The 22,459-nt window shown below is 39.5% G+C and carries 17 protein-coding genes; all 17 read right to left on the reverse strand.

Features of this window, described 5'->3' with window-relative positions; translation table 11 throughout:
- Positions 1-185 precede the first annotated feature (185 nt).
- Entirely contained in the window at positions 186-728 is a 543-nt protein-coding gene (locus tag QUE35_RS11895) for a porin family protein (protein ID WP_031258320.1), read from the reverse strand.
- Between the two features lie 632 nt (positions 729-1,360).
- Complete coding sequence (locus QUE35_RS11900; RefSeq protein ID WP_009317860.1) at positions 1,361-1,906, reverse strand: porin family protein; 546 nt, start codon at positions 1,904-1,906, stop codon at positions 1,361-1,363.
- A gap of 213 nt (positions 1,907-2,119) precedes the next feature.
- Complete coding sequence (locus QUE35_RS11905) at positions 2,120-3,106, reverse strand: cation diffusion facilitator family transporter (protein WP_022600570.1); 987 nt, start codon at positions 3,104-3,106, stop codon at positions 2,120-2,122.
- A 3-nt stretch (positions 3,107-3,109) separates the two neighbouring features.
- Positions 3,110-4,114 carry a DUF4861 family protein gene (locus QUE35_RS11910; RefSeq protein WP_022600572.1) on the reverse strand — a complete coding sequence of 335 codons (1,005 nt, stop codon included), beginning with the start codon at positions 4,112-4,114 and terminating at the stop codon, positions 3,110-3,112.
- A gap of 111 nt (positions 4,115-4,225) precedes the next feature.
- Positions 4,226-4,540, reverse strand: a complete 315-nt coding sequence (gene trxA / locus QUE35_RS11915; RefSeq protein WP_009317857.1) for a thioredoxin — start codon at positions 4,538-4,540, stop codon at positions 4,226-4,228.
- A 108-nt stretch (positions 4,541-4,648) separates the two neighbouring features.
- Entirely contained in the window at positions 4,649-8,542 is a 3,894-nt protein-coding gene (gene dnaE, locus QUE35_RS11920) for a DNA polymerase III subunit alpha (RefSeq protein ID WP_022600574.1), read from the reverse strand.
- Positions 8,543-8,762: 220 nt separating this feature from the next.
- Positions 8,763-9,284, reverse strand: coding sequence for a hypothetical protein (locus QUE35_RS11925; RefSeq protein ID WP_022600576.1), 522 nt, complete (start codon positions 9,282-9,284; stop codon positions 8,763-8,765).
- Positions 9,281-9,649, reverse strand: coding sequence for a hypothetical protein (locus QUE35_RS11930; protein WP_122329739.1), 369 nt, complete (start codon positions 9,647-9,649; stop codon positions 9,281-9,283). Before QUE35_RS11930 ends, QUE35_RS11925 begins: the two co-directional genes overlap by 4 nt.
- A 57-nt stretch (positions 9,650-9,706) precedes the next feature.
- Positions 9,707-9,964 (reverse strand): hypothetical protein, encoded by a 258-nt coding sequence (locus QUE35_RS11935; protein ID WP_122304760.1) that lies wholly within the window; start codon positions 9,962-9,964, stop codon positions 9,707-9,709.
- 86 nt (positions 9,965-10,050) lie between these two features.
- On the reverse strand, positions 10,051-10,272 hold the full coding sequence (locus QUE35_RS13770; RefSeq protein ID WP_122329738.1) for a DUF4738 domain-containing protein: 222 nt from the start codon (positions 10,270-10,272) through the stop codon (positions 10,051-10,053).
- Between the two features lie 52 nt (positions 10,273-10,324).
- Complete coding sequence (locus QUE35_RS11940; RefSeq protein ID WP_022602249.1) at positions 10,325-10,834, reverse strand: hypothetical protein; 510 nt, start codon at positions 10,832-10,834, stop codon at positions 10,325-10,327.
- Positions 10,831-12,210, reverse strand: coding sequence for an RHS repeat-associated core domain-containing protein (locus QUE35_RS11945; protein WP_122329737.1), 1,380 nt, complete (start codon positions 12,208-12,210; stop codon positions 10,831-10,833). The genes QUE35_RS11940 and QUE35_RS11945 overlap by 4 nt, the downstream gene beginning before the upstream one ends.
- 1 nt (position 12,211) lies before the next feature.
- Positions 12,212-12,691 (reverse strand): hypothetical protein, encoded by a 480-nt coding sequence (locus tag QUE35_RS11950; RefSeq protein ID WP_022602401.1) that lies wholly within the window; start codon positions 12,689-12,691, stop codon positions 12,212-12,214.
- Positions 12,688-15,891, reverse strand: a complete 3,204-nt coding sequence (locus tag QUE35_RS11955) for an RHS repeat domain-containing protein (RefSeq protein WP_183037565.1) — start codon at positions 15,889-15,891, stop codon at positions 12,688-12,690. The genes QUE35_RS11950 and QUE35_RS11955 overlap by 4 nt, the downstream gene beginning before the upstream one ends.
- A gap of 165 nt (positions 15,892-16,056) precedes the next feature.
- On the reverse strand, positions 16,057-19,119 hold the full coding sequence (locus QUE35_RS11960) for an RHS repeat domain-containing protein (RefSeq protein WP_022602367.1): 3,063 nt from the start codon (positions 19,117-19,119) through the stop codon (positions 16,057-16,059).
- A 13-nt stretch (positions 19,120-19,132) separates the two neighbouring features.
- Entirely contained in the window at positions 19,133-20,287 is a 1,155-nt protein-coding gene (locus tag QUE35_RS11965) for a hypothetical protein (protein ID WP_022602365.1), read from the reverse strand.
- 227 nt (positions 20,288-20,514) lie between these two features.
- The gene (locus QUE35_RS11970) at positions 20,515-22,437 is read right to left on the reverse strand and encodes a vWA domain-containing protein (RefSeq protein ID WP_022602363.1); all 1,923 of its coding nucleotides are present in this window, start codon (positions 22,435-22,437) and stop codon (positions 20,515-20,517) included.
- Positions 22,438-22,459 lie beyond the last annotated feature (22 nt).

Genomic DNA, 22,459 nt, shown 5'->3' on the forward strand with positions numbered 1-22,459 from the left:
TTATTTGGGATGAATCTTTTAATTGTATATGTTGTATTTGACAAATATAGCGAAAAAAAGAAATATGATTTCTATTTTTAATTATCAGACAGGCTTTTAGAGTTCATTTAAATTTTCTAATTATAAAAACAGGCCGGGAAAATCTGAAAATTTTCCCGGCCTGTTTTTATAGATATCTTAATATATTAGAATTTCCATCCTAAGGTAAGCTGGAATACGCTATTTTTAGCGTCAGCGCCGTCAAAGGCATCAGTTGCACTGATTAGATACCGGAAACCGGCTGTAAGTCCCATTTCGGTTTCATATCCCAATCCTACACCGATTGCGAAATCAAAAACATTCGTGGCATCTTTTATGCTGTAATTTTTACCGTTGATTTTTTCTTTACCGACCGTGCGGAATCCGAATTGCGGACCAGCTTCGATATTTAATCCTTTCCACATATATCCTTTTACCATAACCGGAATTTGAATGTAGTCCAGTTTAGTTGTCAGATCATCGTATTTACCTCCTTGCATGGCATATTGTAGTTCCGGTTGCAAAGCAACATAATCATTAAAACGAATGTTGGCGAAACCTCCGATTACGAGTCCCGGACGGACGTTCAAACTACTATTTGTCAGGTTCGAAAGAGATAACCCCGCTTTTACTCCGAATGCGATTTCTTGAGAAAAAGAAAAGGCGGTAGCTAAAAATAACATGACAGATGCAAGTACAAATCTTTTCATATATATCAAGTTTTTATTTACCGGGAGGCCTCCAGTGGAAATAATTTATAATTATGGCAGGGATATGGCCTCCGCAACGATATGGTTGTATATCCCATAGTTGATTATGCAACAAAAATAATATAATAAAATAAGAATATAGTTGTCTTTTTTTGGGTTTTTGTGGTCTATTTTTCTACTTAAGTTATTTTAATTTTGTTAGAGTAAATGTTGTATATTGGTATAATAGACCGGATGGTTTTATCGTTTCGCATTTTATAAAAATTAATAAGTGTCAAAATTAAGAGTCTGTTTAAATTTTACTTGAGTCAGTTTTGAGAGATTCTTTCGAGGATATTTTATCATTTTTATGGGCTATCTGACGAGAAAAAATGGGGAAAAAGACCGGAAGAAAGTACAAAAATGACCTGATAATATTTTTTTGTTGGAAAATTTAGATAGGCTCTAAGATGAACACTTTGAAAAGTTATTAGATTGTAACTGGTAAACGTAAAAAGCCGTATCAATTCTATTTTTCGAGTAGTGATACGGCTTTTTTATAATCGGTGAAAGATGTCAAGTTTCAAATTAAAAGTCCATTTTCTCTTGTTGAGTTTTGACACTTTTTTCTAAAAACTATGTTCTTTCTTTTTTTAGAACATCCATCCTAAAGTAAGTTGAAATACACTGTTCTTGTTTTTTTCATGATCGATGGCTTTGGTTGCACTGATCAGATATCTGAATCCCGCAGTAAGTCCCATTTCCGTTTCATAGGCCAATCCAACACCGATTGCAAAATCGAAAACTTTTGTTTCATCTTTTACATTCACACTTATATCTCCTTCTTCACTGGAAGCTTTTGTCCGGAATCCGAACTGTGGTCCGAGTTCGAGATTTAGACCTTTCCACATGTAGGCTTTTGCCATGATCGGGATATTAAAATAATTCATTTTCAGTGTATAATCATTTTTTTTAGTCCCTTGCATGGAAAATAATATTTCAGGTTGAACCCCTAAGTAGTCATTTATTCGCATATTTGCGAACGCTCCGACTACTATGCCCGGTTTTATCCTCATGTTTGAGTTTGTCATGTTCGTCAGATTTAATCCGATTTTAGGGCCGAATCCAATATCCATTTGCCCGAAAGAAAAGGCTGTTGCCATAAGCATCATGACAGATGCAAGAATAAGTTTTCTCATATTCAGAAATTTTATCCTTCCGGTTCCGGTTATGAAGGAAATATAACTGGAGAAGCATAGGAACCCCCGATTTTGCAATCGTATGCTCTCATTATTATTCAGTAATTACAGATTACACTGTTTTACTATAACAATCGGAGATATGGGAGTTGTTCACACGTGCAAGGATTTCTTTTTCTGAATAGTTCTAAAGATTTCTTTTTGTAGAGAATTTTATTCATTACGTTCTTCATCGCTCTCTGTAATTTCCTTGAGCGTAAGTTGTAGAGGTGAAACGAATGTTTGTTTACGATATGTGCAGTTCGTCACTTGACAGTGTCTGCAATAAGATTTAGCACAGGAATCTGAATGTACCGAGAATGAAACTTTATCGGTAAACCCTTTACATATAGTCTTTTCCAGATTTATACAAGCCGAATGACCTTCTTCTATATTATAATACCAAGGAAGAGTGAGATCGCAGTCTATGTAATAATAACTGCCGTATTTTACCATTTTCAGGTTGTGGATGTCTATCCAGTCGGGTTGCCTGTTTTTTGATATTATGTCGGCGATTATGCTGAGAATTTCTTTATCAGCTTTGTCCATGAGGTTGGCAACCGTTTTTTTAAGTATGGAGATTCCCGTGAAAATAATAATAGTTCCGAAAATTAATGCCAAGGCACTGTCTATCCATCTTATTCGGGTAATATACATCAGAATTAATCCGATGACTAAGCCTATACTCGAATAAGTGTCGGATTGCAGATGTTTTCCTCCGGCAACCAAAGCGATAGAATCATATTTTTTTCCGGTGCGGATACTATAATATCCCAATAAATAGTTGATAATTCCGGCACCGGCGATTATGTAAATACCGATATCCAATTTTTCGATTACAGAGGGAATGAACAGTCGCTTGATGCCTTCAAAAACGATTAATACCCCGGCGAGAATAATGAGGAGACCTTCTATAGAAGCTGAAATAAGTTCTATTTTCCCATGACCGAAAGGGTGACCTTCATCTTTAGGTTTTGCCGCAAGATGAAGGCTGTATAAACCGATGAATCCGGCAGCCACGTTTACAATACTTTCCATCGCATCGGTCAGAATTCCGACCGAATTAGTCATAAAAAATGCAATGAATTTTCCAGTCATCAGAATGACAGAACAAGATACGATTACGGTTTGTACTTTTTGTTTGAGGCGGCCTTCGTCCATATATCAATTTACAAGATTTATTTCTATCGGGTTATCGATGTAGAGAGTTTCGTAATCGATAAATTCTTCAAAATAGTCGGCGCTGCGAAATCCTTCGTTATCTTTTTCTTTGGCACCGTATACATAAAAAGTCACTTTGTTTTCTGCATTCGGTTTCAATTCTGCATACCACAGATTAAGACCTTTATAAGCAGTATAGCCACGTCGGGTATAATATTCATCAGGAATAATGATCGCCATTCCCGTATAGTATGATTTTTTTTCTAAAGTATGCGCCATTAGAGCGACATAACCGTATTCGTAAGCTCGGAAAGTGGTATCTCGATTCAGAACATTATCTTTTATGCCTGTGAGTAGGAGTGTGTTCGGAGGCATATTTATTAATGCTATTTCCTTTTCATAACCTTTATGTCCTGCCCAGATTGTTACCATCTCTGCTATACGGCCGGCAGATACTTTACTTTCTTTTCGGTCTATTCCGTAAATTCTTCTTACCGGACCTTCGCTTATCAATAAATAGTTCGGTTTTCCTATAGGGTAGGTTGCCTTGTTCGAATAGACTGCTATTTCACCTAATCCGATAGAGTCAGCTTCTTGCAGAATAGAGTCTCCTGAAGCGGTAAATTGTTTAAATGACTCTTTACCTGCAGACGTTTGTATAGAATCTTTAAAAGTCGGATATTTCTCCGAAGTTACCCATGTAAGTGTTGCAGTACGGTTTTCATTCGGAGCAAAATTGCAGATAAATGCGAGTTCGTCCCATTGCCCGTCTTGATCTATGTCATCAAGTTGAGAAACGATTAGTTTTCCGTTGTTATCGTAAAGGACAGGTAGTAATGTAGAGTCCGGATTATTTAATTGGCTACGTTTGATAACAATACCTGCATTATTCCGGTAACGGTCTGTGGGATTGGTCATTTCGATAACCAGACTCTCGCTTTTCTTTTGTTGATGACATCCGGTAAATATGAAGGTCGTCATCGAAACGATTAACATGAAAGTTCTCATGATGTTTTCAGTTTTAATGGGTAAAATTCTAAAAACAAATTGGGAGGAGAGTCGGTAGAAAGAAAGACTGTATGAAATTCTCCATACAATCTTTCTCTGATATTCTATATTTTATAAGTTAGCTTCGATTTTTGCTTTCAGATCGGCTTTAGAAGATGCACCTACTTGTTTATCGACAAGTTTGCCTTCTTTGAAAAATAAAAGAGTAGGAATGCTGCGGATGCTGTATTCTTCACTCAACTCATTGTCGTTATCGACATTATATTTTCCTATAATCGCCTTGTCTTCGAATTCGGCGGCCAGTTCTTCAACGGCTGGGGCGATACTGCGACATGGACCGCACCATTCCGCCCAAAAATCAATTACTACGAGCTTGTCCGAAGCGAGAAGCTCTTTGTAGTTTGCATCTGTAATTTGTAATGCCATGATTTTGAAGTATTAAAATTTTAATTTATAATGGTTTTCAAAAGTCTAACAAAGTTATAAAAAAACAATAAACCAATCCTATTTGTTCGATGAATTATAAATATGTTTTTAAGCCGATGCCTCTGTCCCGTATAGTACCAGTTCGTCTTCTGCCTCTTCGGTATTGCGTTGCATCTCTTTTCGGGAAATTCCGTTTATCTTGAATGATAATCCGTTGTTATCTTCGATAAATCGGATTAGGTCTTTTGTTACGTTAACCTTGTGTGATCGGGCGAAAAGCTTTACTTGATATTTTTCTTCAGGATCATAGATTTCGAAGAAAAGTTCGGTATTCGATTCTTTATCGGGTTTGAGCAAGTCTGTCAGCGGCTCTATTATACCGTTGTTGATCTGGTCGATCGGAATTACTACAGTAAGACTTTCCAATAATTTATTTTTTACGTCTTGCAATAACTCTATCGAGACGATTCGTATGTCCAGAACGCTTTCATTGAATTTTCGGGGTTGACATTTTGCTTTGATAAGCAGATACATGCCGTTATATCCGAATTTCCGGAAATCGACGAAATCTTTTCCGAAAAGAGGTATCTCGGCAGATCCTGAATAATCCTCGATTTTTAGAATTCCGAATGGTTTACCGGTTTTTGTCATTCCTTCTCTGAAACCTGTTACGATACCGCCCATGACAATATCTTTATTGATTAAGGCTTGACGGTCTTCCAGTTCGCTCATTCGGGTATTGCATCCATATTCGAGAGTCAAAGCATAGTCGTCCAGAGGATGTGCAGACAGGTAAATTCCTACTAAATCCCGTTCCTTTTCCAGTCGTTCCAAATCAGACCAGCTTTCGGCAGCGGGAATTTCGGGCTTGGCTACTTCTATAGCATCGCTTCCTCCGAACAGAGAGTTAATTTGAGCCGCTTTATCTACTTGATATTTGTTACCGTAGCGAACAAGGGTTTCGAGGAAAACTTCACCTTTACTGTTTTGAGCGAAATATTGTTCTCTTTTTATTTCCGGAAAACTGTCGAATCCTCCGGATAAGGCAAGACTTTCTATATTCTTCTTGTTACAAGCATTCAAATTGACCCGTTGCACAAAATCAAAAATACTGGTGAACGGACCATTTTTCTCTCTTTCTTCCATAATGCTGCGGACAGCACTTTCTCCTACACCTTTTACAGCTCCCAATCCGAAGCGGATATTGCCGTCTTTGTTAACGTTGAATTTCAAATTACTTTCGTTTACATCCGGACCGAGCACTTTAATACCCATAGCTTTACATTCATCCATGAGTTTGGTGATTTCCGTAATATTCGAGATATTGCGGCTCATCACGGCTGCCATATATTCCGAAGGGTAGTTGGCTTTCAGGTAAGCTGTCTGGTAAGCCACCCAAGAGTAGCATGTCGCATGAGACTTGTTGAATGCGTACGACGCGAATTTTTCCCAGTCAGCCCAGATTTTTTCCAAAGTTTTGGGATCGTGCCCGTTTTTTTGTCCGTTATTTATAAACAGCGGTTTTAAAGCATCCAGTTTATCCTTTAATTTTTTTCCCATCGCTTTACGCAAAGCATCGGACTGTCCACGCGTAAAGTTAGCCAATAACCGTGAGAGAAGCATCACCTGTTCTTGATACACTGTAATTCCGTAAGTATCTTTCAGGTACTTTTCCATAATCGGAATATCGTATACGATCGGCTCTCTTCCGTGTTTCCGGTCGATAAACTGCGGAATATAATCCATAGGTCCTGGTCGATAGAGAGCATTCATGGCGATGAGGTCTTCAAAGGTCGTCGGTTGCAGTTCGCGCAAATATTTTTGCATTCCGGCCGATTCAAACTGGAATGTTCCCACGGTTTTCCCTTCGCTGTACAATTTATAGGTCGCATCGTCGTTTATCGATATTTTGTCGATATCGATATCGATGCCTCGGTGAGATTTTATATTCGCTACGGCTTCTTTGATAATCGATAGTGTTTTTAATCCCAGGAAGTCCATTTTTATCAATCCCGTATCTTCGATTACCGAACCTTCATATTGAGTGACCAGCATTTTTTCACCGGTCTCTTTATCATCGGCAGTACTTACCGGAACCCAATCGGTAATATCATCTCGACAAATAATCGTCCCGCAAGCATGGACACCCGTACCCCGAACGTTTCCCTCAAGCATACGAGCGTATTTCATCGTGTCGCGTATCAACATATTTTCCGATTCGCAGGCTTGTTGCAATTCGGGAACTGCGGCAATACAATTTTTTAGATTGATTTTAGGAGATTTACCGTCTATTTCAGGCAATCTGTCGGGAATCAATTTTGTGAGACGGTCTGATTCGGAAAGAGGCAATTTCTCTACTCTGGCAACATCTTTGATAGCCATTTTGGTTGCCATAGTACCGTAGGTAATAATATGAGCTACCTTTTCGTGTCCGTATTTTTCGGTTACCCAACGAAGTACTTCTCCTCGTCCGTCGTCGTCGAAGTCGATGTCTATATCCGGTAAAGAAATACGGTCGGGATTCAAAAAACGCTCGAACAGCAAGTCATATTGTATCGGGTCTATTTGGGTAATCCCGAGACAGTAGGCAACTGCCGATCCGGCAGCCGATCCTCGTCCCGGACCTACCGATACCCCCATGTTACGGGCTGCAGCGATAAAATCCTGTACGATCAAGAAGTATCCCGGGAAACCCATTGTTTTCATGATATGGAGCTCGAAGATCAGCCGTTCCTTTACATCCGGGCTTAATGGATCTCCATAACGAGTTTTTGCCCCGTCGAAAGCTAATTTCTTTAAATAGTCTGCTTCCAGTTTGATACGGTATAGTTTGTCATATCCTCCTAAAGTATTTATTTTAGCTTCCGCAGCGACCTGGTCCATAACGACATTCCCGTTTTCATCCTGAGTAAATTCATCGAACAAATCTTTTTCCGTAAACTTTTGCCTATATCCTTCTTCTGTCCCGAATTCTTCAGGAATAGCGAATGTCGGCATGATAGGAGCATGATCGATCGAATAGAACTCCACCTTATCCAGTATTTCATTGGTATTGATAAGGGCTTCAGGAACATCGGCGAAGAGAGCGTTCATCTCTTCGGTTGTTTTCATCCATTCCTGTTTCGAATAATACATGCGGTTGGGGTCATCAAGGTCTTTTCCCGTACTCAGGCAGATCAGCCGGTCGTGAGCCTCTGCATGCTCTTCATCAACAAAATGCACGTCATTGGTACAGATTACCTTGATATTATATTTTTTTGCATATTCCAGAATTTTGGTATTAGCTTGTACCTGCAAAGGATATGCTTCGTGATTGGCATTCGGTACGGTAGCTTTGTGCCGTTGTAATTCCAGATAGTAATCCTCACCGAACAGGTTTTTGTACCATCGTACCGCTTCTTCTGCCTCGTCGAGCAAACCTTTGTTTATTTTTTTCGGGACTTCACCACCCAAACAGGCAGATGCGACGATCAGCCCTTCATGATATTTTTCCAATTCGACACGGTCGGTTCTTGGACGCATATAGAAACCCTCGGTCCAAGCTTTTGATACCAATTTAATCAGGTTTTTGTACCCTTTCAGATTTTTTGCAAGAACGATCAAGTGGTATCCGCTTTGATCGGGTTTACCGTTTTTGTCTTGTAAGCGGTTTCTTGCCACATACATTTCGCAACCGATAATCGGTTTGAAGAGTTTTTTTTCTTTCTCTTCCAACTCAGCCTTACAGCGTGAGAGTTCGGCATCCCGGTCTTCACATTCTATTTTTCCGTTTTCGATGTCCGATATTCTTTTTTTCAGGTCTTTTATCTCGCTTTTGACACCTCCATTTTTTTTATTTACATAATTATAAAATTCTTTGATACCGAACATGTTGCCGTGATCGGTAATGGCAATACCCCGCATGCCGTCACGCATAGCTTTATCGACCAAAGCCTGTATACTCGCTTGTCCGTCAAGAATAGAATATTGAGAATGGACGTGTAAATGTATAAATGGATGCATGATAAATATAATGACTGTTACTTTGTATGGGGATAAAGTTACGAAGCTTATTCGAAGCAAGAAAATAGATTTGGTGAAAATTTTTATAAGAGTTATTTATGAGGATTTAATTAGTTGATGACTAATGCTTTATTAGAGTATTTTTTCTTGATGAAAGAATGATTTGTGGATGTCGTTTTTTAATATAAAATTCGGTCAAAAATTTCTTGTATGAGAAGATTTACCAACCACCATAAATGTCACCTTCTTTTATATAATTATTAACAGGTTCGTATTTAGTCATTGATATTGTATAATGACTCGGATATATATTTACTTGGATATATGGATATTTTAGAATTGGAGGTTCTGTTCTAAAGCGAGGTTCAAAAAAAAGAGAGTCGAATTCAGCCTCTCGTAGTATTTCCAGACTGTCGTTAAGAATATTAATTTCTGTAATATCATCAGAAGCTAATATGTAAATGGCTTTTTTGTTACGGGGGTCAAATACGAATTCTAATTCGGTCGATTGATTGGTTTCATACTTTATATAGTCAACGGTATCTGAAGGTAGAACGCTATCTTTTGCAAATACGACATAAAATTGAGCACCTGGTACTTTAGAGGTGGTTATCCCGATATCTGTTCCCGGAACTTTAAAAAAGAAGTTGCTGGGTTCGTTGTTATATTTCTGTTTTTTTTCAGAGCAGGAATATATCAAACCGATAGCGATAAGCGATAGGATATAAATAATCTTTTTCATAACTGTTTAGTTAAACGTTTATATAAAGTAGGAATACTTCTGGTATATCTGTCGAGAATAGAAAAAGGAGCTATTAAAAGATCTCTTATTCCGAGTTGGTATCCGAAATATTGCGCATTTTGAGAAGATGGCAATTCGATAGCAGTGATATTCCCCATTTTATCGTAAGTAAAAGCCTCGGCCGCAGCAGTTTTGACGCCGTCCCGAGTATATTGTTGAGAAGCGGTAAGTCTGTTCAGCCCGTCATAAGACAGTCTGAAGTGCGCGCTGTCGTGAGCCGAATAGTAGACATCAGCGATATTCCCGTTATAAAGAGGCTCGACACCCTCCGGAAGATCTTCGTTATAATATATCTTCTCGTTCATAATTATTGTCTTGAAAAATAATATTTTAGATTTCCCAAAAGTTGATAGGGATCTATATCAATGAAAAATCTTTATTTTTTTCTTTAATGTTGAAGTTATTATATAAACGATAGTCACAATAATATAACATAGAAAATATTTACATATTCTGATATATTCTTTAAGCCATTCTCCCACCCATAAAATATCGACTTTATCTCCGTTTCGACCTTCTATCTCATATTTATAACTGACTTCACAATTAATAATTGCATATATAATCACAAATAATAGAATAATTGATATGATAATAAAAACGATTCTAATCCATTTCATAGTTTATCTTGTTTTATAAACTACACTTCCAGTTTTAGATATATTATATATTAGTGCCAGTTTTTATTGTTCTATAAAAATTGCATTTACATATCTTCGTCTTCATCTGAAGTTGTGTCTTTTATTTCAATATTACCTTTGTTCGAAATAGATAATTCAAACCAATAACAAATATCTGTATCAGGCATACATAAATTGATGTTAAAAAATATTCTTTCGTTCTTGTCAACGCTGTCTACATTACAGGAACAGATAGAGTATTTTGCTATTTCTTCTTTTGAGATATTAAGAATTAAAGAAATCTCTATTAATCTTTTGTTTTAATGTTTATTGATATATTGTTGAGTTGTTTTAAATAAATTATTTTTCGATTAAAAAAATGTTTGGAAATTGATAAAAATACTGGTTGCCAATTTCCATTTTTAAATACTGCTCTACTTCTTTTTTCTTTATAAGAACGATTCTTTCGCTATAAAAATTTGATGCTTTTTCATTTTTAGCAATGAAATATGAAAAAGTTTCATTTGCTGTAATGTTTTTTATAAATGAATATCCTATATTTATTGATTGCTTATTCAATAAATTTTCACACATCATTTCGATTAAATTGAAATCTCCTTTTCTTTTTTTAAAGTAATCATGTATCAACTCAATATTAGTTCTGTTATTTATTGGTACTAATGACACCCAAGTTAAGTAATCCTCATCTGAATTATTTGTTATCTGGTAGTTATCTATTATTTCGTTTTTTTTAGTAATTCCATTGAAATAATTAACAGAAATAGTATCAATCTGTATCAAGCGTTGAGCATTTAATGTTACAGTATAAAGTAGAAAGGTAAGAAAAAGTATATGAACTCTTGTTTTCATCTTGCTTGCATATTTTTTATAGTTTCTTTTTTAGACTTGATGATCATTTCCATTAAAATTTTATTCCCTTCAATCCATCCACCATCAACAGGCTGGTGACTTGCCCCTTTATGGTTACCACCATTATTAATATACAGTAAAACATGTCCATTAGCTTCGTGACTATAAATTTCTGCTGCCCCTGCGGGCGATAAATTTTTATTGACAATAACAATAGTGTTATTATTTGGTGAATTTTGTATACCCTCTTTATCAGGGAATAGGGTTTTTCCCATAAAACCACTTTCTCCAGTGGAGAGTCCACCCATTGTTTCTCCTGTTAAATCTTTATCTGCTTCTGAATCATATCTAGGATCAAAGTCATTATATGACATCGTTACAGTTCCTAATCTCCCATTTTGGTCCATAAATGTAAATTTATTGTCTAATATAACTTCAACCATTCTATTTGAATTAACCAGTGTTTTTAGATTATTAAAATTTAGACTTTTCCCACCATAAGAGTTTAACAATGTTCTGTCAATCAATCTATTTTTATCCAATTTTACGTAATTGCGCGCATCTTTTGGCAATGTATTTTGTATCATTATTAATTCAGCAGTTCCCGCAGGTTTTATTTTTTTTCCATCCGGATCAAGCGCATTAATGAAATTATTAGCGCAATAGGCGTAAGGGCTTATGTGATAATATTCTTCACAAAGCGGATCGGGCTGGTTGAAACGGTTTATCGGCGCGAACAAAGTACGAGCCCCGAAGAAGTACTCGTCCAGCCCGTTGTCATAAACGATCTCCTTGCCTGTCAGTCCGTAATTGTAAGGCGACCTTCTCTTTTCCCGCATAATCCCCGAAGGATAATAAATATTAGAATATTTGTTCGACAAGCTGTTCCAGTAGAGCCAAATTGATCCGAGATGATCCTTACTGGTGTAACAATAAGAAAAAGACATCTTCCTACCTGTGCTGACCTCTATATTCCCTTCAGGCGTATTTATATACTTCTGTCGCGTCCTCTGATACCAATACACGTCGTTCCATTCGGACATATAGGAGATATACGGGTCGGTATTCTTGACCACGGAGTCGATAGGAACAGCCGTACTTATCGAATAAGCCCCGGTAGCGTTCCGAATCTTTCTTCCGTCGGCCATATAATAGAAAACCGATAAGCTTTTGTCAGAAAAGGCGACGGTTTGGGGGAGATTCAGCAGATTATAGGTCGTCAAGGAAATTCTGTTGTCCGAGTTTTTGATCAAGTTTCCGTTCGGATCATACTCATACTCGACATCCTTTCCTACCAGATTGGGATATACCATATCGTTGTAGTCTCCATAGTAAGGCGAACCTTCTCCTCTGATGATAGAAATAATGTTCCCCATTTTATTTTAGTTTCCAAATTTTTGAAAGATCGTATCGTAATTTGTATGGAAAGCTATTTACAGAGTATTTATTACGGAACAGACAGTCAGTGTCAATATTGCTGAATAAAGATTCTCTATTTTTGATCAAAAGTTTAATCCATGCTCCATCAAGCACACTTTCAAAACACGGGATATCTTTTAAAATAAAATTGTTAAAATATTTGTTTACACTATCTTTGTTTATAGAAATATTTTTTGCCTCAATGGGCTTGTTTTTTTTAGTCCTATATGGTTTAACTTCAAAGCAGTATATAAAGTTGTTTTTGTGATACCACATTAGATTAAAATTATTAAAGGCAGACGAATATAGATAAACTGTATCTGCTTCTTCATGTAATTCTTTTATTAACTTGTTTGTCTTTTTCTGTAAACATAATTGAGAACTACACCCTTCCAACAATATAGGTATAAGTATCACTATAATAATTTTACTTTTCATTTTATATCCTCCTGTTTACCCATTCGTTTAAAATCATCGTATTTTATATTCATGAGGCTACCTTTTTCATTGAAAAAAATAACTCGATTATTATTAATATCAATAAGAAATGAATTTCCCGTAAAGCCATATTTGCGTAATTCTCCAACCCACCATATATCTCCTCTTGAAGGCGTAGATCCGTTTGGGTGAATATGCCAGAAAAATTGAATCTGACTTATTAGACCACCGAATTGGTTGTTCTTACCTCCGATTTTAAAAGGTTTAACAGACCATTTTTTTTCTGTACTGCCATCCGATAATATTTGTGTTTGCATAGTAGTCCCAGCATCCCAGATGCGAGCGTTTGTGTCACCAAATAGTACATGTCCACCATATTCAACTCTTGTTTCGGGTGATGTTCCGCTATTTAGTGCTGCAGTAGCGGTGCGTTGTACATCTTGTTGAATTTGCCCTGTGGGAATATGCATAACATTTTTACTTTCAGACAAATTTCCAGTATAAAAATTACCCGATTTTGTTGCAGCCTTTACTTCTCGTGCCACGGAACCACGAACAAGATAAGATCCTGTACTTTTTTGTCCGTCATCACCAATTAGTTTTATTTTACCCCAGAAATTTTTAGCATAAATAGGATCCTTTCCATCCGGATCAAGCACATTAATGAAATTATTAGCGCAATAGGCGTATGGACTTATATGATAATACTCTTCACAAAGCGGATCGGGCTGGTTGAAACGGTTTATCGGCGCGAACAAAGTACGAGCCCCGAAGAAGTACTCGTCCAGCCCGTTGTCATAAACGATCTCCTTGCCTGTCAGTCCGTAATTGTAAGGCGACCTTCTCTTTTCCCGCATAATCCCCGAAGGATAATAAATATTAGCTCTGCTGTTGTTCAAATTGTTCCAGTAGTGCCAAATTGATCCGAGATGATCCTTACTGGTGTAACAATAAGAAAAAGACATCTTCCTACCTGTACTGACCTCTATATTCCCTTCAGGCGTATTTATATACTTCTGTTGCGTCCTCTGATACCAATACACGTCGTTCCATTCGGACATATAGGAGATATACGGGTCGGTATTCTTGATTACGGAGTCGATAGGAACAGCCGTGCTTATCGAATAAGCCCCGGTAGCGTTCCGAATCTTTCTTCCGTCGGCCATATAATAGAAAACCGATAAGCTTTTGTCAGAAAAGGCGACGGTTTGGGGGAGATTCAGCAGATTATAGGTCGTCAAGGAAATTCTGTTGTCCGAGTTTTTGATCAAGTTTCCGTTCGGATCATACTCATACTCGATATCCCTTCCCGAGTAATTGGGATATACCATATCGTTGTAGTCTCCATAGTAAGGCGAACCTTCCCCTCTGATGATCCGGTTGCCGTCATAAAACAATTGCACTCGGTTAATATAATCGGGTTGAGGATTTTGCGTACTTCTGACGATAGAAGTGATATTCCCCATTTTATCGTAAGTAAAAGCCTCGGCCGCAGCAGTTTTGACGCCGTCCCGAGTATATTGTTGAGAAGCGGTAAGTCTGTTCAGCCCGTCATAAGACAGTCTGAAGTGCGCACTGTCGTGAGCCGAATAATAGACATCGGCGATATTCCCGTTATAAAGAGGCTCGACACCCTCCGGAAGATCTTCGTTATAATATATCTTCTCGTTCATAAAAGGCTCGTCGATTTCTGTCAACCATCCCCTGATATTATAATCGTACTTACAATCGAACTTTCCGTCGTGCAGCACTTTCCCGACCAACCTTCCGGCTTCGTCATATCGATATTCGGCAATCTTGATTCTTTCGTTCTTGTCAAAAGTCTGATATAACCGGGTTAGCCGTCCTGCATGGTCATATTCATAATCATAGACGATCGTATGGTCATAAGTCGCCTCCGGTTCAAGTATAGCCTTAGCGGGATATATGGAGTAATGCTCTTTCCGCACGGATATAGGCTGCCCGATGAAGTCGTACTTGGTAAAGCTGTAATTGTGGAATCCGGAAACAGAGCAGGCATTGGTCTGAATAACCCTTCCTCGATTATCATAATAATGGGTCACATGCTCTTTCAGTTCGGGATTATTTAAAAGAGCGATGATCTGTCCGGTCAGTTTACCGGAGGGCCGCTCGATACGTTTACCGAAATCAGGCTTATCGACATAAGTCAAGAACGAATCCGACAACGCTTCAAAAGCATAGCTGTCATAATAGCTGACGATCAAGGGAGTCCGGGATTCATTAAAAGCGGCCGTATTGGTATATCCGAAATTCTCGTCCTGTCCTAAGCCGATAAAACGTTCGCAACAAACCGTATCCCGGAATATCACCTCCCAATCTTCCCTAGCGGCCGATGAGGGCAGTACCCCCCAGATCACTTCCCGCCCCAGTCCGTCATATTGATAATATTGCCATACCCCGTCTCTTCGGTTGTTCCCGTTTTGTTTCAGAATAAGGCGGTCGGAACGATCATAAACGAAATGCACGGGATCGCAGCCAGGCAACTTTTTCTCGATCACCCTGTCACGACCGTCATAACGATACACATACCCGTATTTTTTAATTACCTCGGAACTGTTACACCCCCAGCTCGCCGTAGCTGTCAATTCATCGGCTGCCAGAGGCGGCAAAACGATCCGTTTACGCCCCCGGTCATCGTACACGATATACGTATCGTGCGGTTCAGTCCCGTTCATTCTTCGTGTCAGGAGCAATTTCCCTTCGAAATCGGTAAAAGTATATACGACTTTCCCATCCTCGTCCGTTGTCCGGGCTACCGACAGTTCACCGGCAGCATACAATCCGCTTCGGATAAGTCTGACATCCTCTCCGTTATCTTCCGCCCGGAACTCAGCACAAGACAGGTCTCCGGAATCTGCATTGACGAGATATTCAGTCTTGATTGATTTCCCGTTATCCCTCCAAGCCGCTCCGGGTCCGTAAGATTCACGAATCCGATTCAAAGAGGAGTTTCCGTAAACACATCCGGAATAAGGGAATGCATCCCCGTAATAATTTCGATTTCCGTCAGGCAGCGGCAACGATTCACTGACAGGTCTGTCGAGAATATCATAACCGAAGGTGAAGTGCAGGTCTTTCCCTTGCGGAGAAGCGCCTACCTGCACGGTTTCCGTATGTTTTCCGAAAATATCGTAATACAACACCTTTTCCCTGAAACTGTTTCCGTCCTCGGTGGTCATGATCCGGTTTTTTATATAGTGTTTGTTTTTATTCTGCCCTTCTGCCGTACAGACAACCCCCGAGCAGCAGGCAAAAATAAAAATAAGAAAATAATTTCGATTTTTCATGATTTTCCGAACATTTTAGATTTATATATATCAGTCAACGTTTGTCATATCTATCTGTCAGAATTTCGGAGTGTTATATTCATTGGTGGATAATGTCTTGGGTACTCCGTTTTCTAAAATATAGGAACGGACGACACGTCCGAATGTATCGTACTCGAAATAAGTCGTCATTCCGTCGGGTTCGGTGATCGAGGTTACTCCGACCAAAATGCGATGCGTATAAGTATATACCTGCGCTTCGGGAAGTTTCTGCCTGAGAGAGTTGATCGTCTCCATTTCGGTATCGGGAGATGTCATATTTCCGAGCTGTTCTACCCAAGCCTTGTCTTTCCCTAATGCCGAAAGTAATGCATCATAAGTGACATTGACGATTTTTGCTATGGGATATTGGTTGCAATATGACCAAAGGTAGCAGGTATAGGTACGTCCGTCGGTCGTTACGGAACTTACGTTCCCATAGCTGTCATAAGTATAGCAAAGGCGGTCTTCGTATGCTTGCAGTTTGTCATTCCATGTGCGGGCTTTCAACGGTTTTTGTCCGGAATAAGAACAGGCAGTCATGGTAGAGTCGTTATTGTATATACGCTTGTACCCATATAACGGAGAACTGGGAGCCTCGTTTGCGTAGTTGAACCGTTCTATAACCTCTTTCCCGTCACCTGTAGTCGTTTTCATGGCAAGAGGATTCAGGTGAGCGGTAGCCCGGAATTGGGTATTTAAATCCGGACTATCGTCGAAGTATTCTTCGGGAAACTCTGTATTCGGCCGGTATATATACTCTTGGGTAATCGTATTTGCAGCTTCTCCTGTATCGGAGTAACGTGTGATTTTTTCCCGTTTCAGGCGGGTTGTCGCTATTGTCTTTCCCCATCCGCACTCTTTGTACTGTTCTTGATACTTAGATTGGTATTCTTCCAAATTGCATACCCGGGTCTTATAGGGACGTGATATGGCAACATAATAATACTCTTTATCTTTCGGACCTTGGTATCCCGAATATTCATATTCGTGCCTTTCCGCTATTTTGTCATTTTCGAATATCTCCTTTTTTATGAGACGACCGCCATAGTAATACATGTCATCACCGTTATCCGGATCGAAAGGACGGCTGATGTCTTGTCTAATTTGATATTTGGGGTCGAACGGGTCGTTGCGACCTCCGCCGAATATGTTCCAAGAAGGCGTATCGAAAGTATATTCTGTCCTTATTTCTGTCGAAGAGGTGGCGATTCGTTCTGTTACATACGGATACAATACCGAACTTCCGTTTCCGAACGTGATGTTCGATACGGGAGCGAAAGCCCATGTCCGCAACCGGCACTCTTCTTGAGTTCCGGTTGTAGGATTTATTTTCAACATGCGTTGTTCTACGCAATAATCCCGTTCCGAAAGGCCGATTTTAGGAATGCCCCAGCCGTCTCCGGAGTGTTCGATAGAGCGGGTAGAACGGGCATCAGGGAATTTATAAGATCTATAATAAAAGGAACGCGTTCTCGACGATCCTCCACTCATATTACTTTCGGTTATTTTTTGTATGCGTAGTCCTCCGGTGTAGAAAATCGTATCGGATTTGTGTCCGTCCATATACCGTTCTATGCTTTTCCCGTGTCGGTTTATCTCATAATCGAAGGTAGTGGATACGCCTTCGGGAGAGAGAATTTGGGTGAGGATTCCCGCTTTCATGTAGTATTCCCTGCATTCTCGGGCATTACTGCCGAATGTAAAATAATGCTCTCCTGTACGGTCTTTATAGGTGTATCTTCTTCCGTAAGGAGCGTAAATCTCCAGGTCATACCCTTGTGTTTTTTGCCTCCCGTTATAATATCCCCAGTGGTCCATGGCATAACTGGCTTCGTCCGGGACATTTTCTGGCTTGAAGTAGGTGAACCGGTAATATTTTTTCTTCGTTTCTCCGGCATCTGTAATAGCGATAGAATCGAGTTTTGTTTTATATGGGCTCGAATTGTACGGGGATACGTAGAACTTTATGCGTTTGATCACCTGTCCGGTTTTACTTTTCACGATCATCTCTCCAAGATTGCCTTGACTATCCATATCGAAAGAGACAGAGCCGTGATCGAAGTTTATCGTTTTGATTTTTCGTTCTTTTATATAATCTGCGTAATACGGACTTTGAACCCTATAAGGCTGATCTCCTGTATAGCTTGCGCCTATGCTCACCGTACCGTCACTGTTGATCGTTCCGTATGATGTTTGGCTTCCTCGTTTTATGATGAGCCGATAGCCGTATTTGTCATCTTCCATGACAACGTAGTTGGATGGGTATTCGCCGGATAATATGGGTTTGGCCATAAATCCCGAGTAACTGAATGTTATGGCAGCTTTGGTAGAGCCGGAAGACATTCTTTTACATAGCCACCGTGTGCTATAATCTCCGGTCTTTTCGGTGAGGTTGTTATATTCTCCTCCGAATGAGTATGATATTCCGTCTTGGTCGGACATCAAAAATCCGTTCTCTTCGAAGTCGAAAATTCCACTGTTGATTCGTACCGGTTCATAAGGGCAGATAAGAAATTTCGGGTATATAGAACGGTTGGAAGTCCGACTGTCATAAATCACCGGGATATAAAATGATCCGCGCTGTTTCGCTAACTTGAAGAAAAAACGGTCGGGCTCGCTGTCGATCTCTTTGTTCTCTATCCGTTTGAAAAATTTGACTTTCTCGTTTTCTTTCATTTTATCGAAAGAGTTTTTTTCCGTAAGGTATTTACCTGTACGGAAACCTCCGTTAGGAGCGTCGTCGGGTATTCCGTTTATTTCCCGCATTATCGACGGTTCGGCATTTAATGTCCATCCGCTTCCTACCCATCCGCTCAATTCCCGCACCTTGAGTCCGCTCGAGTGATAAGATAAGGTTATGGGAAGTTCTATGTCGCCTGCTTTTATGGTATATAGCGGGATGGTTATATCGACCAGTCCGGTACAGTAATCGACCGGATAGCTGACATATTTTCGTACGGCCTCTGCTTCGGGCGAAACCGGAACTATTTGCGGCTGTTTGATAATTATCGGGTTGTCTGCATTTCCTTTATCAGGGAAAAATATGCATAAAGCGACCGTTAACAAGTGTAATGTGCGGGTGATGTGTATTCTTTTCATGGGATAAGTAGTTTTATTCAGACCATATTTTTTCTCCTGCCGGTTGTCCGTCGATGATAAATCGTATTACATAGCGTTCGAAGATAGAACCGTTTATCTTTATTTCCTTGCGGTAATAACCTGCCTGCTGTGTCTCTTTGGGATACATTTTCAATAACTGTCCTTGGGCATTGCACAGAGCTATTTCCACATCTGCGCTTTCAGTCAAAGTATATTCCAGAATCAGATCTCCTCCGGCTTTATTGCCGGATAGTTTATATTCGTTTATTTTCGATTTGGGTATGACACTTTCGTTTTCAGAACTGTCTTTTGCGGCAAGTTTCTCTGCTTCTATTTTTTCACGGCGCAACAGGTTTTCCATATCTTCGGGCAATGTGTAATACTGTTCATCGGGGGGATAGTAGAATGCCGTGCGGAAATGGGGTTCTTCTTTTCCGTTCCGTATCAATTTGTTTTCTATTGTTTCAAAAACAGGATAACGGTATCCTGCGGCATACCAACGGTAAGTGTCGGTGAGTATGACGAGCGTATCGTTGGCTATCCGGTAATCTATGCTGTCGGGGCGGGAACGTAGCTTTGCCGTGACCGAATCTTCAGACATATAGCTGCATTCGGGAATCTTTATTTCGGAAACAGATTTGCGCAGGGTGTGTACCCTCAGTATGTTTTCTAATGTATCTTCGCCTATTATCAACATGCCTTCGGCATCGGCTTCTACAATGCTCTTTCCCGATACGGTGAGGTCGAGATTATGTTGATATTCACCGACATTGTAAAAATAACTTTCGAAACGGTCTCCGAAACGGAACGGATATTTCACCGATAATTCCGGTAAATATGATTTTTGTATCATCGTGCGGTTTTCCATTCCCGTAATTAACAGGGAGTCTCCTTGCATTTGGTATCTGTAAAAAGTTAAATGCTCATGTCCCGTCAGTAAACTGTCGTTACCGCTGTATTTTAGTTCATATCGCTCTTTTTCTGTCGTGAGATGATCGAAATACCAGATTTTTTTATCTCCTTTTTCTCCGGGATCGAAATAGGAAATCCGCTCTTTTATGATTTTGTCTCCCGGTCTGGGAGCATTCTCCGATTTGTACAAAGTATTTTGTGCTTTTAGAGAAAGGCATCCTAAAATACTTGCTAACAGAATGACCGAATCTTTCATATATTCAGATTTGATAAAGGTTGCGTTTTATGGTAATGGTTCTCGAAAATCTCTATTAAAAAAGTGTTTATACGATTTTATAGGCTTGTATAATCTCTGTGCGTCTATTTGGTTATTATAATTTGTATGAAATTTTATTATGATATAAATTATTTTATCTAATATATTATGGCTAATTTTTTATTTCTGCACCTAAATTAACTAAATATTTTTATATATCAAAATTTTTATTGTAAAAATGTGTTTGAGTGTATTTTTTTGATTGTATAGAGGGGTAAAATAGTTAATGATAAATTTTTTATAAAGTTCAGAGCTTGTTTATTCAATCCTTTTGCACTTTGTACAAGACGGACAAATTCGGCACGGTATCCTTCCGGATCGAAAGAAAGACCTTTATTGGCAGTCTCGATGACTTTGTCATAAGTAGCTTCGCCTTTGAAATCCGAGTCTTTGAGTAGTTGAGCGAACATGGCGACTGCCGAAGCGAACCGGAAATCCGGTGATACGTTATCTTTACCCATATCCGTTACGCTCTTTTCTATTTTTTTACTTTTTTCTTCTTCCGGAGTTTTGTACCGGAGTTTCACGGTCAGTAGTTCCGAAGAGTTGCTTGTTTGCGTGTTTATATTCGTTTCGGTCTGGTATTTCAACGGATCGATACTTCCCGGAATATTACCTGATATTCCGGTGGGGATGATTTCATAAAGGGCTGTGACCGTGTGTCCTGCACCCATTTCTCCGGCATCCTTAGTATCATCGTTAAAGTCCTCGTCATTCAATATCCGAGTCTCATATCCGACGAGACGGTATGACTGTACCTTTGCCGGATTAAATTCTACTTGCAGTTTTACATCTTTGGCGACAGCATACATCGTACTGCCGAATTCGTTTACCAAGACTTTGTTCGCCTCTTGAATATTGTCGATATAAGCGTGATTGCCATTCCCTTTTTGAGCCAGTATCTGCATCTTGTTGTCTTTATAATTTCCCATTCCATAACCTAAAACAGTCAGGAAGATTCCGCCTTTTCGTTTCGATTCGATCAGGTTCTCCAATTCTGTTTCGCTGGATGCGCCGACGTTAAAATCTCCGTCGGTGCAGAGTATGATCCGGTTGTTTCCTTGTGCGATAAAGTTTTTCTGAGCAATGCGATAAGCTTCTTTTATGCCTGCACCTCCGGCGGTTGATCCTCCCGCAGTGAGAGTTTCGAGAGCATCTTTGATTTTTTGTTTTTCATTTCCCGGAGTAGAAGGTAGGGCGACCCGCGCATCTCCGCAATAGGTGACGATGGCTACCCGGTCTTTTTCACGCAGGTTGTTCACCAGCAGCCGCAGAGAGGATTTTACGAGTTCGAGACGTGTCGGTCCGAACATAGAACCCGATACATCGATCAGAAATACGAAATTCGATGCCGGGAGGTTTTGGCTTTCGATTTCCCGGGCTTTTAATCCGATTTGTACCAGACGATGAGTTTTATTCCACGGGCAGATACCGACTTCCGTTGTGATTCGTACCGGATCATTTCCGGTTGGTTTCGGGTAATTATAATTGAAGTAATTGATCATCTCTTCGATGCGTACGGCATCTTTCGGAGGCATTTCACCTTGGTTGATAAATCTTCTTATATTGCTGTACGAAGCAGCATCCACATCGATAGAGAATGTCGATAGGGGATCTTTGACGGGAGATTTGAATCGGTTTTCGGCATTATGGCTGTACTCTTCCCGGTTTGCATATCGATCGTAGATAAGCGCCGGCATACCGAGATTTCTGACAGCCATTTGTTTACTACTGATTGCCCGGTTACTTACTTCATCCGACGTTATGACACATTCTTCCATCAACAAATTGTTGTCAGGATATAGTTTGACATCGATTATTTTTCGGTTGGCTTTTACTTTCTGGGTTTTATATCCGATATAAGAAAAACGGATGATGTCACCTTGTATCGCTTCGATCGAATATTTTCCGTGTTCGTTTGTTACTGTTCCTTTCCGGCTTTTTTCTATCGAAACATTTGCTCCGATAAGAGGTCGGTTGTTTTCGTCGGTTACTGTTCCCGTTACGGTTAAGGATTGAGCGGATAGTCCGGAAATCCAGATAACGCACAAGATTGTGCTAAATATCGATTTAATTTTAAGGGTTTTCATAATGTACAATTTTAAAAGTTAG

This window comes from Coprobacter fastidiosus (assembly GCF_030296935.1).
GTDB lineage: Bacteria > Bacteroidota > Bacteroidia > Bacteroidales > Coprobacteraceae > Coprobacter > Coprobacter fastidiosus.

Bases quoted from the DNA above. Each gene is read 5' to 3' on its own strand.
- dnaE (WP_022600574.1), bottom strand. From the start codon at position 8,542: ATGCATCCATTTATACATTTACACGTCCATTCTCAATATTCTATTCTT.
- QUE35_RS11960 (WP_022602367.1), bottom strand. From the start codon at position 19,119: ATGAAAAGAATACACATCACCCGCACATTACACTTGTTAACGGTCGCT.
- QUE35_RS11950 (WP_022602401.1), bottom strand. From the start codon at position 12,691: ATGAAAAGTAAAATTATTATAGTGATACTTATACCTATATTGTTGGAA.
- QUE35_RS11955 (WP_183037565.1), bottom strand. From the start codon at position 15,891: ATGACCACCGAGGACGGAAACAGTTTCAGGGAAAAGGTGTTGTATTAC.
- QUE35_RS11910 (WP_022600572.1), bottom strand. From the start codon at position 4,114: ATGAGAACTTTCATGTTAATCGTTTCGATGACGACCTTCATATTTACC.
- QUE35_RS11965 (WP_022602365.1), bottom strand. From the start codon at position 20,287: ATGAAAGATTCGGTCATTCTGTTAGCAAGTATTTTAGGATGCCTTTCT.
- QUE35_RS11900 (WP_009317860.1), bottom strand. From the start codon at position 1,906: ATGAGAAAACTTATTCTTGCATCTGTCATGATGCTTATGGCAACAGCC.
- QUE35_RS11935 (WP_122304760.1), bottom strand. From the start codon at position 9,964: ATGAAATGGATTAGAATCGTTTTTATTATCATATCAATTATTCTATTA.
- QUE35_RS11905 (WP_022600570.1), bottom strand. From the start codon at position 3,106: ATGGACGAAGGCCGCCTCAAACAAAAAGTACAAACCGTAATCGTATCT.
- QUE35_RS11925 (WP_022600576.1), bottom strand. From the start codon at position 9,284: ATGAAAAAGATTATTTATATCCTATCGCTTATCGCTATCGGTTTGATA.
- QUE35_RS11940 (WP_022602249.1), bottom strand. From the start codon at position 10,834: ATGAAAACAAGAGTTCATATACTTTTTCTTACCTTTCTACTTTATACT.
- QUE35_RS11930 (WP_122329739.1), bottom strand. From the start codon at position 9,649: ATGAACGAGAAGATATATTATAACGAAGATCTTCCGGAGGGTGTCGAG.
- QUE35_RS11895 (WP_031258320.1), bottom strand. From the start codon at position 728: ATGAAAAGATTTGTACTTGCATCTGTCATGTTATTTTTAGCTACCGCC.
- QUE35_RS11970 (WP_022602363.1), bottom strand. From the start codon at position 22,437: ATGAAAACCCTTAAAATTAAATCGATATTTAGCACAATCTTGTGCGTT.
- trxA (WP_009317857.1), bottom strand. From the start codon at position 4,540: ATGGCATTACAAATTACAGATGCAAACTACAAAGAGCTTCTCGCTTCG.
- QUE35_RS11945 (WP_122329737.1), bottom strand. From the start codon at position 12,210: ATGGGGAACATTATTTCTATCATCAGAGGAGAAGGTTCGCCTTACTAT.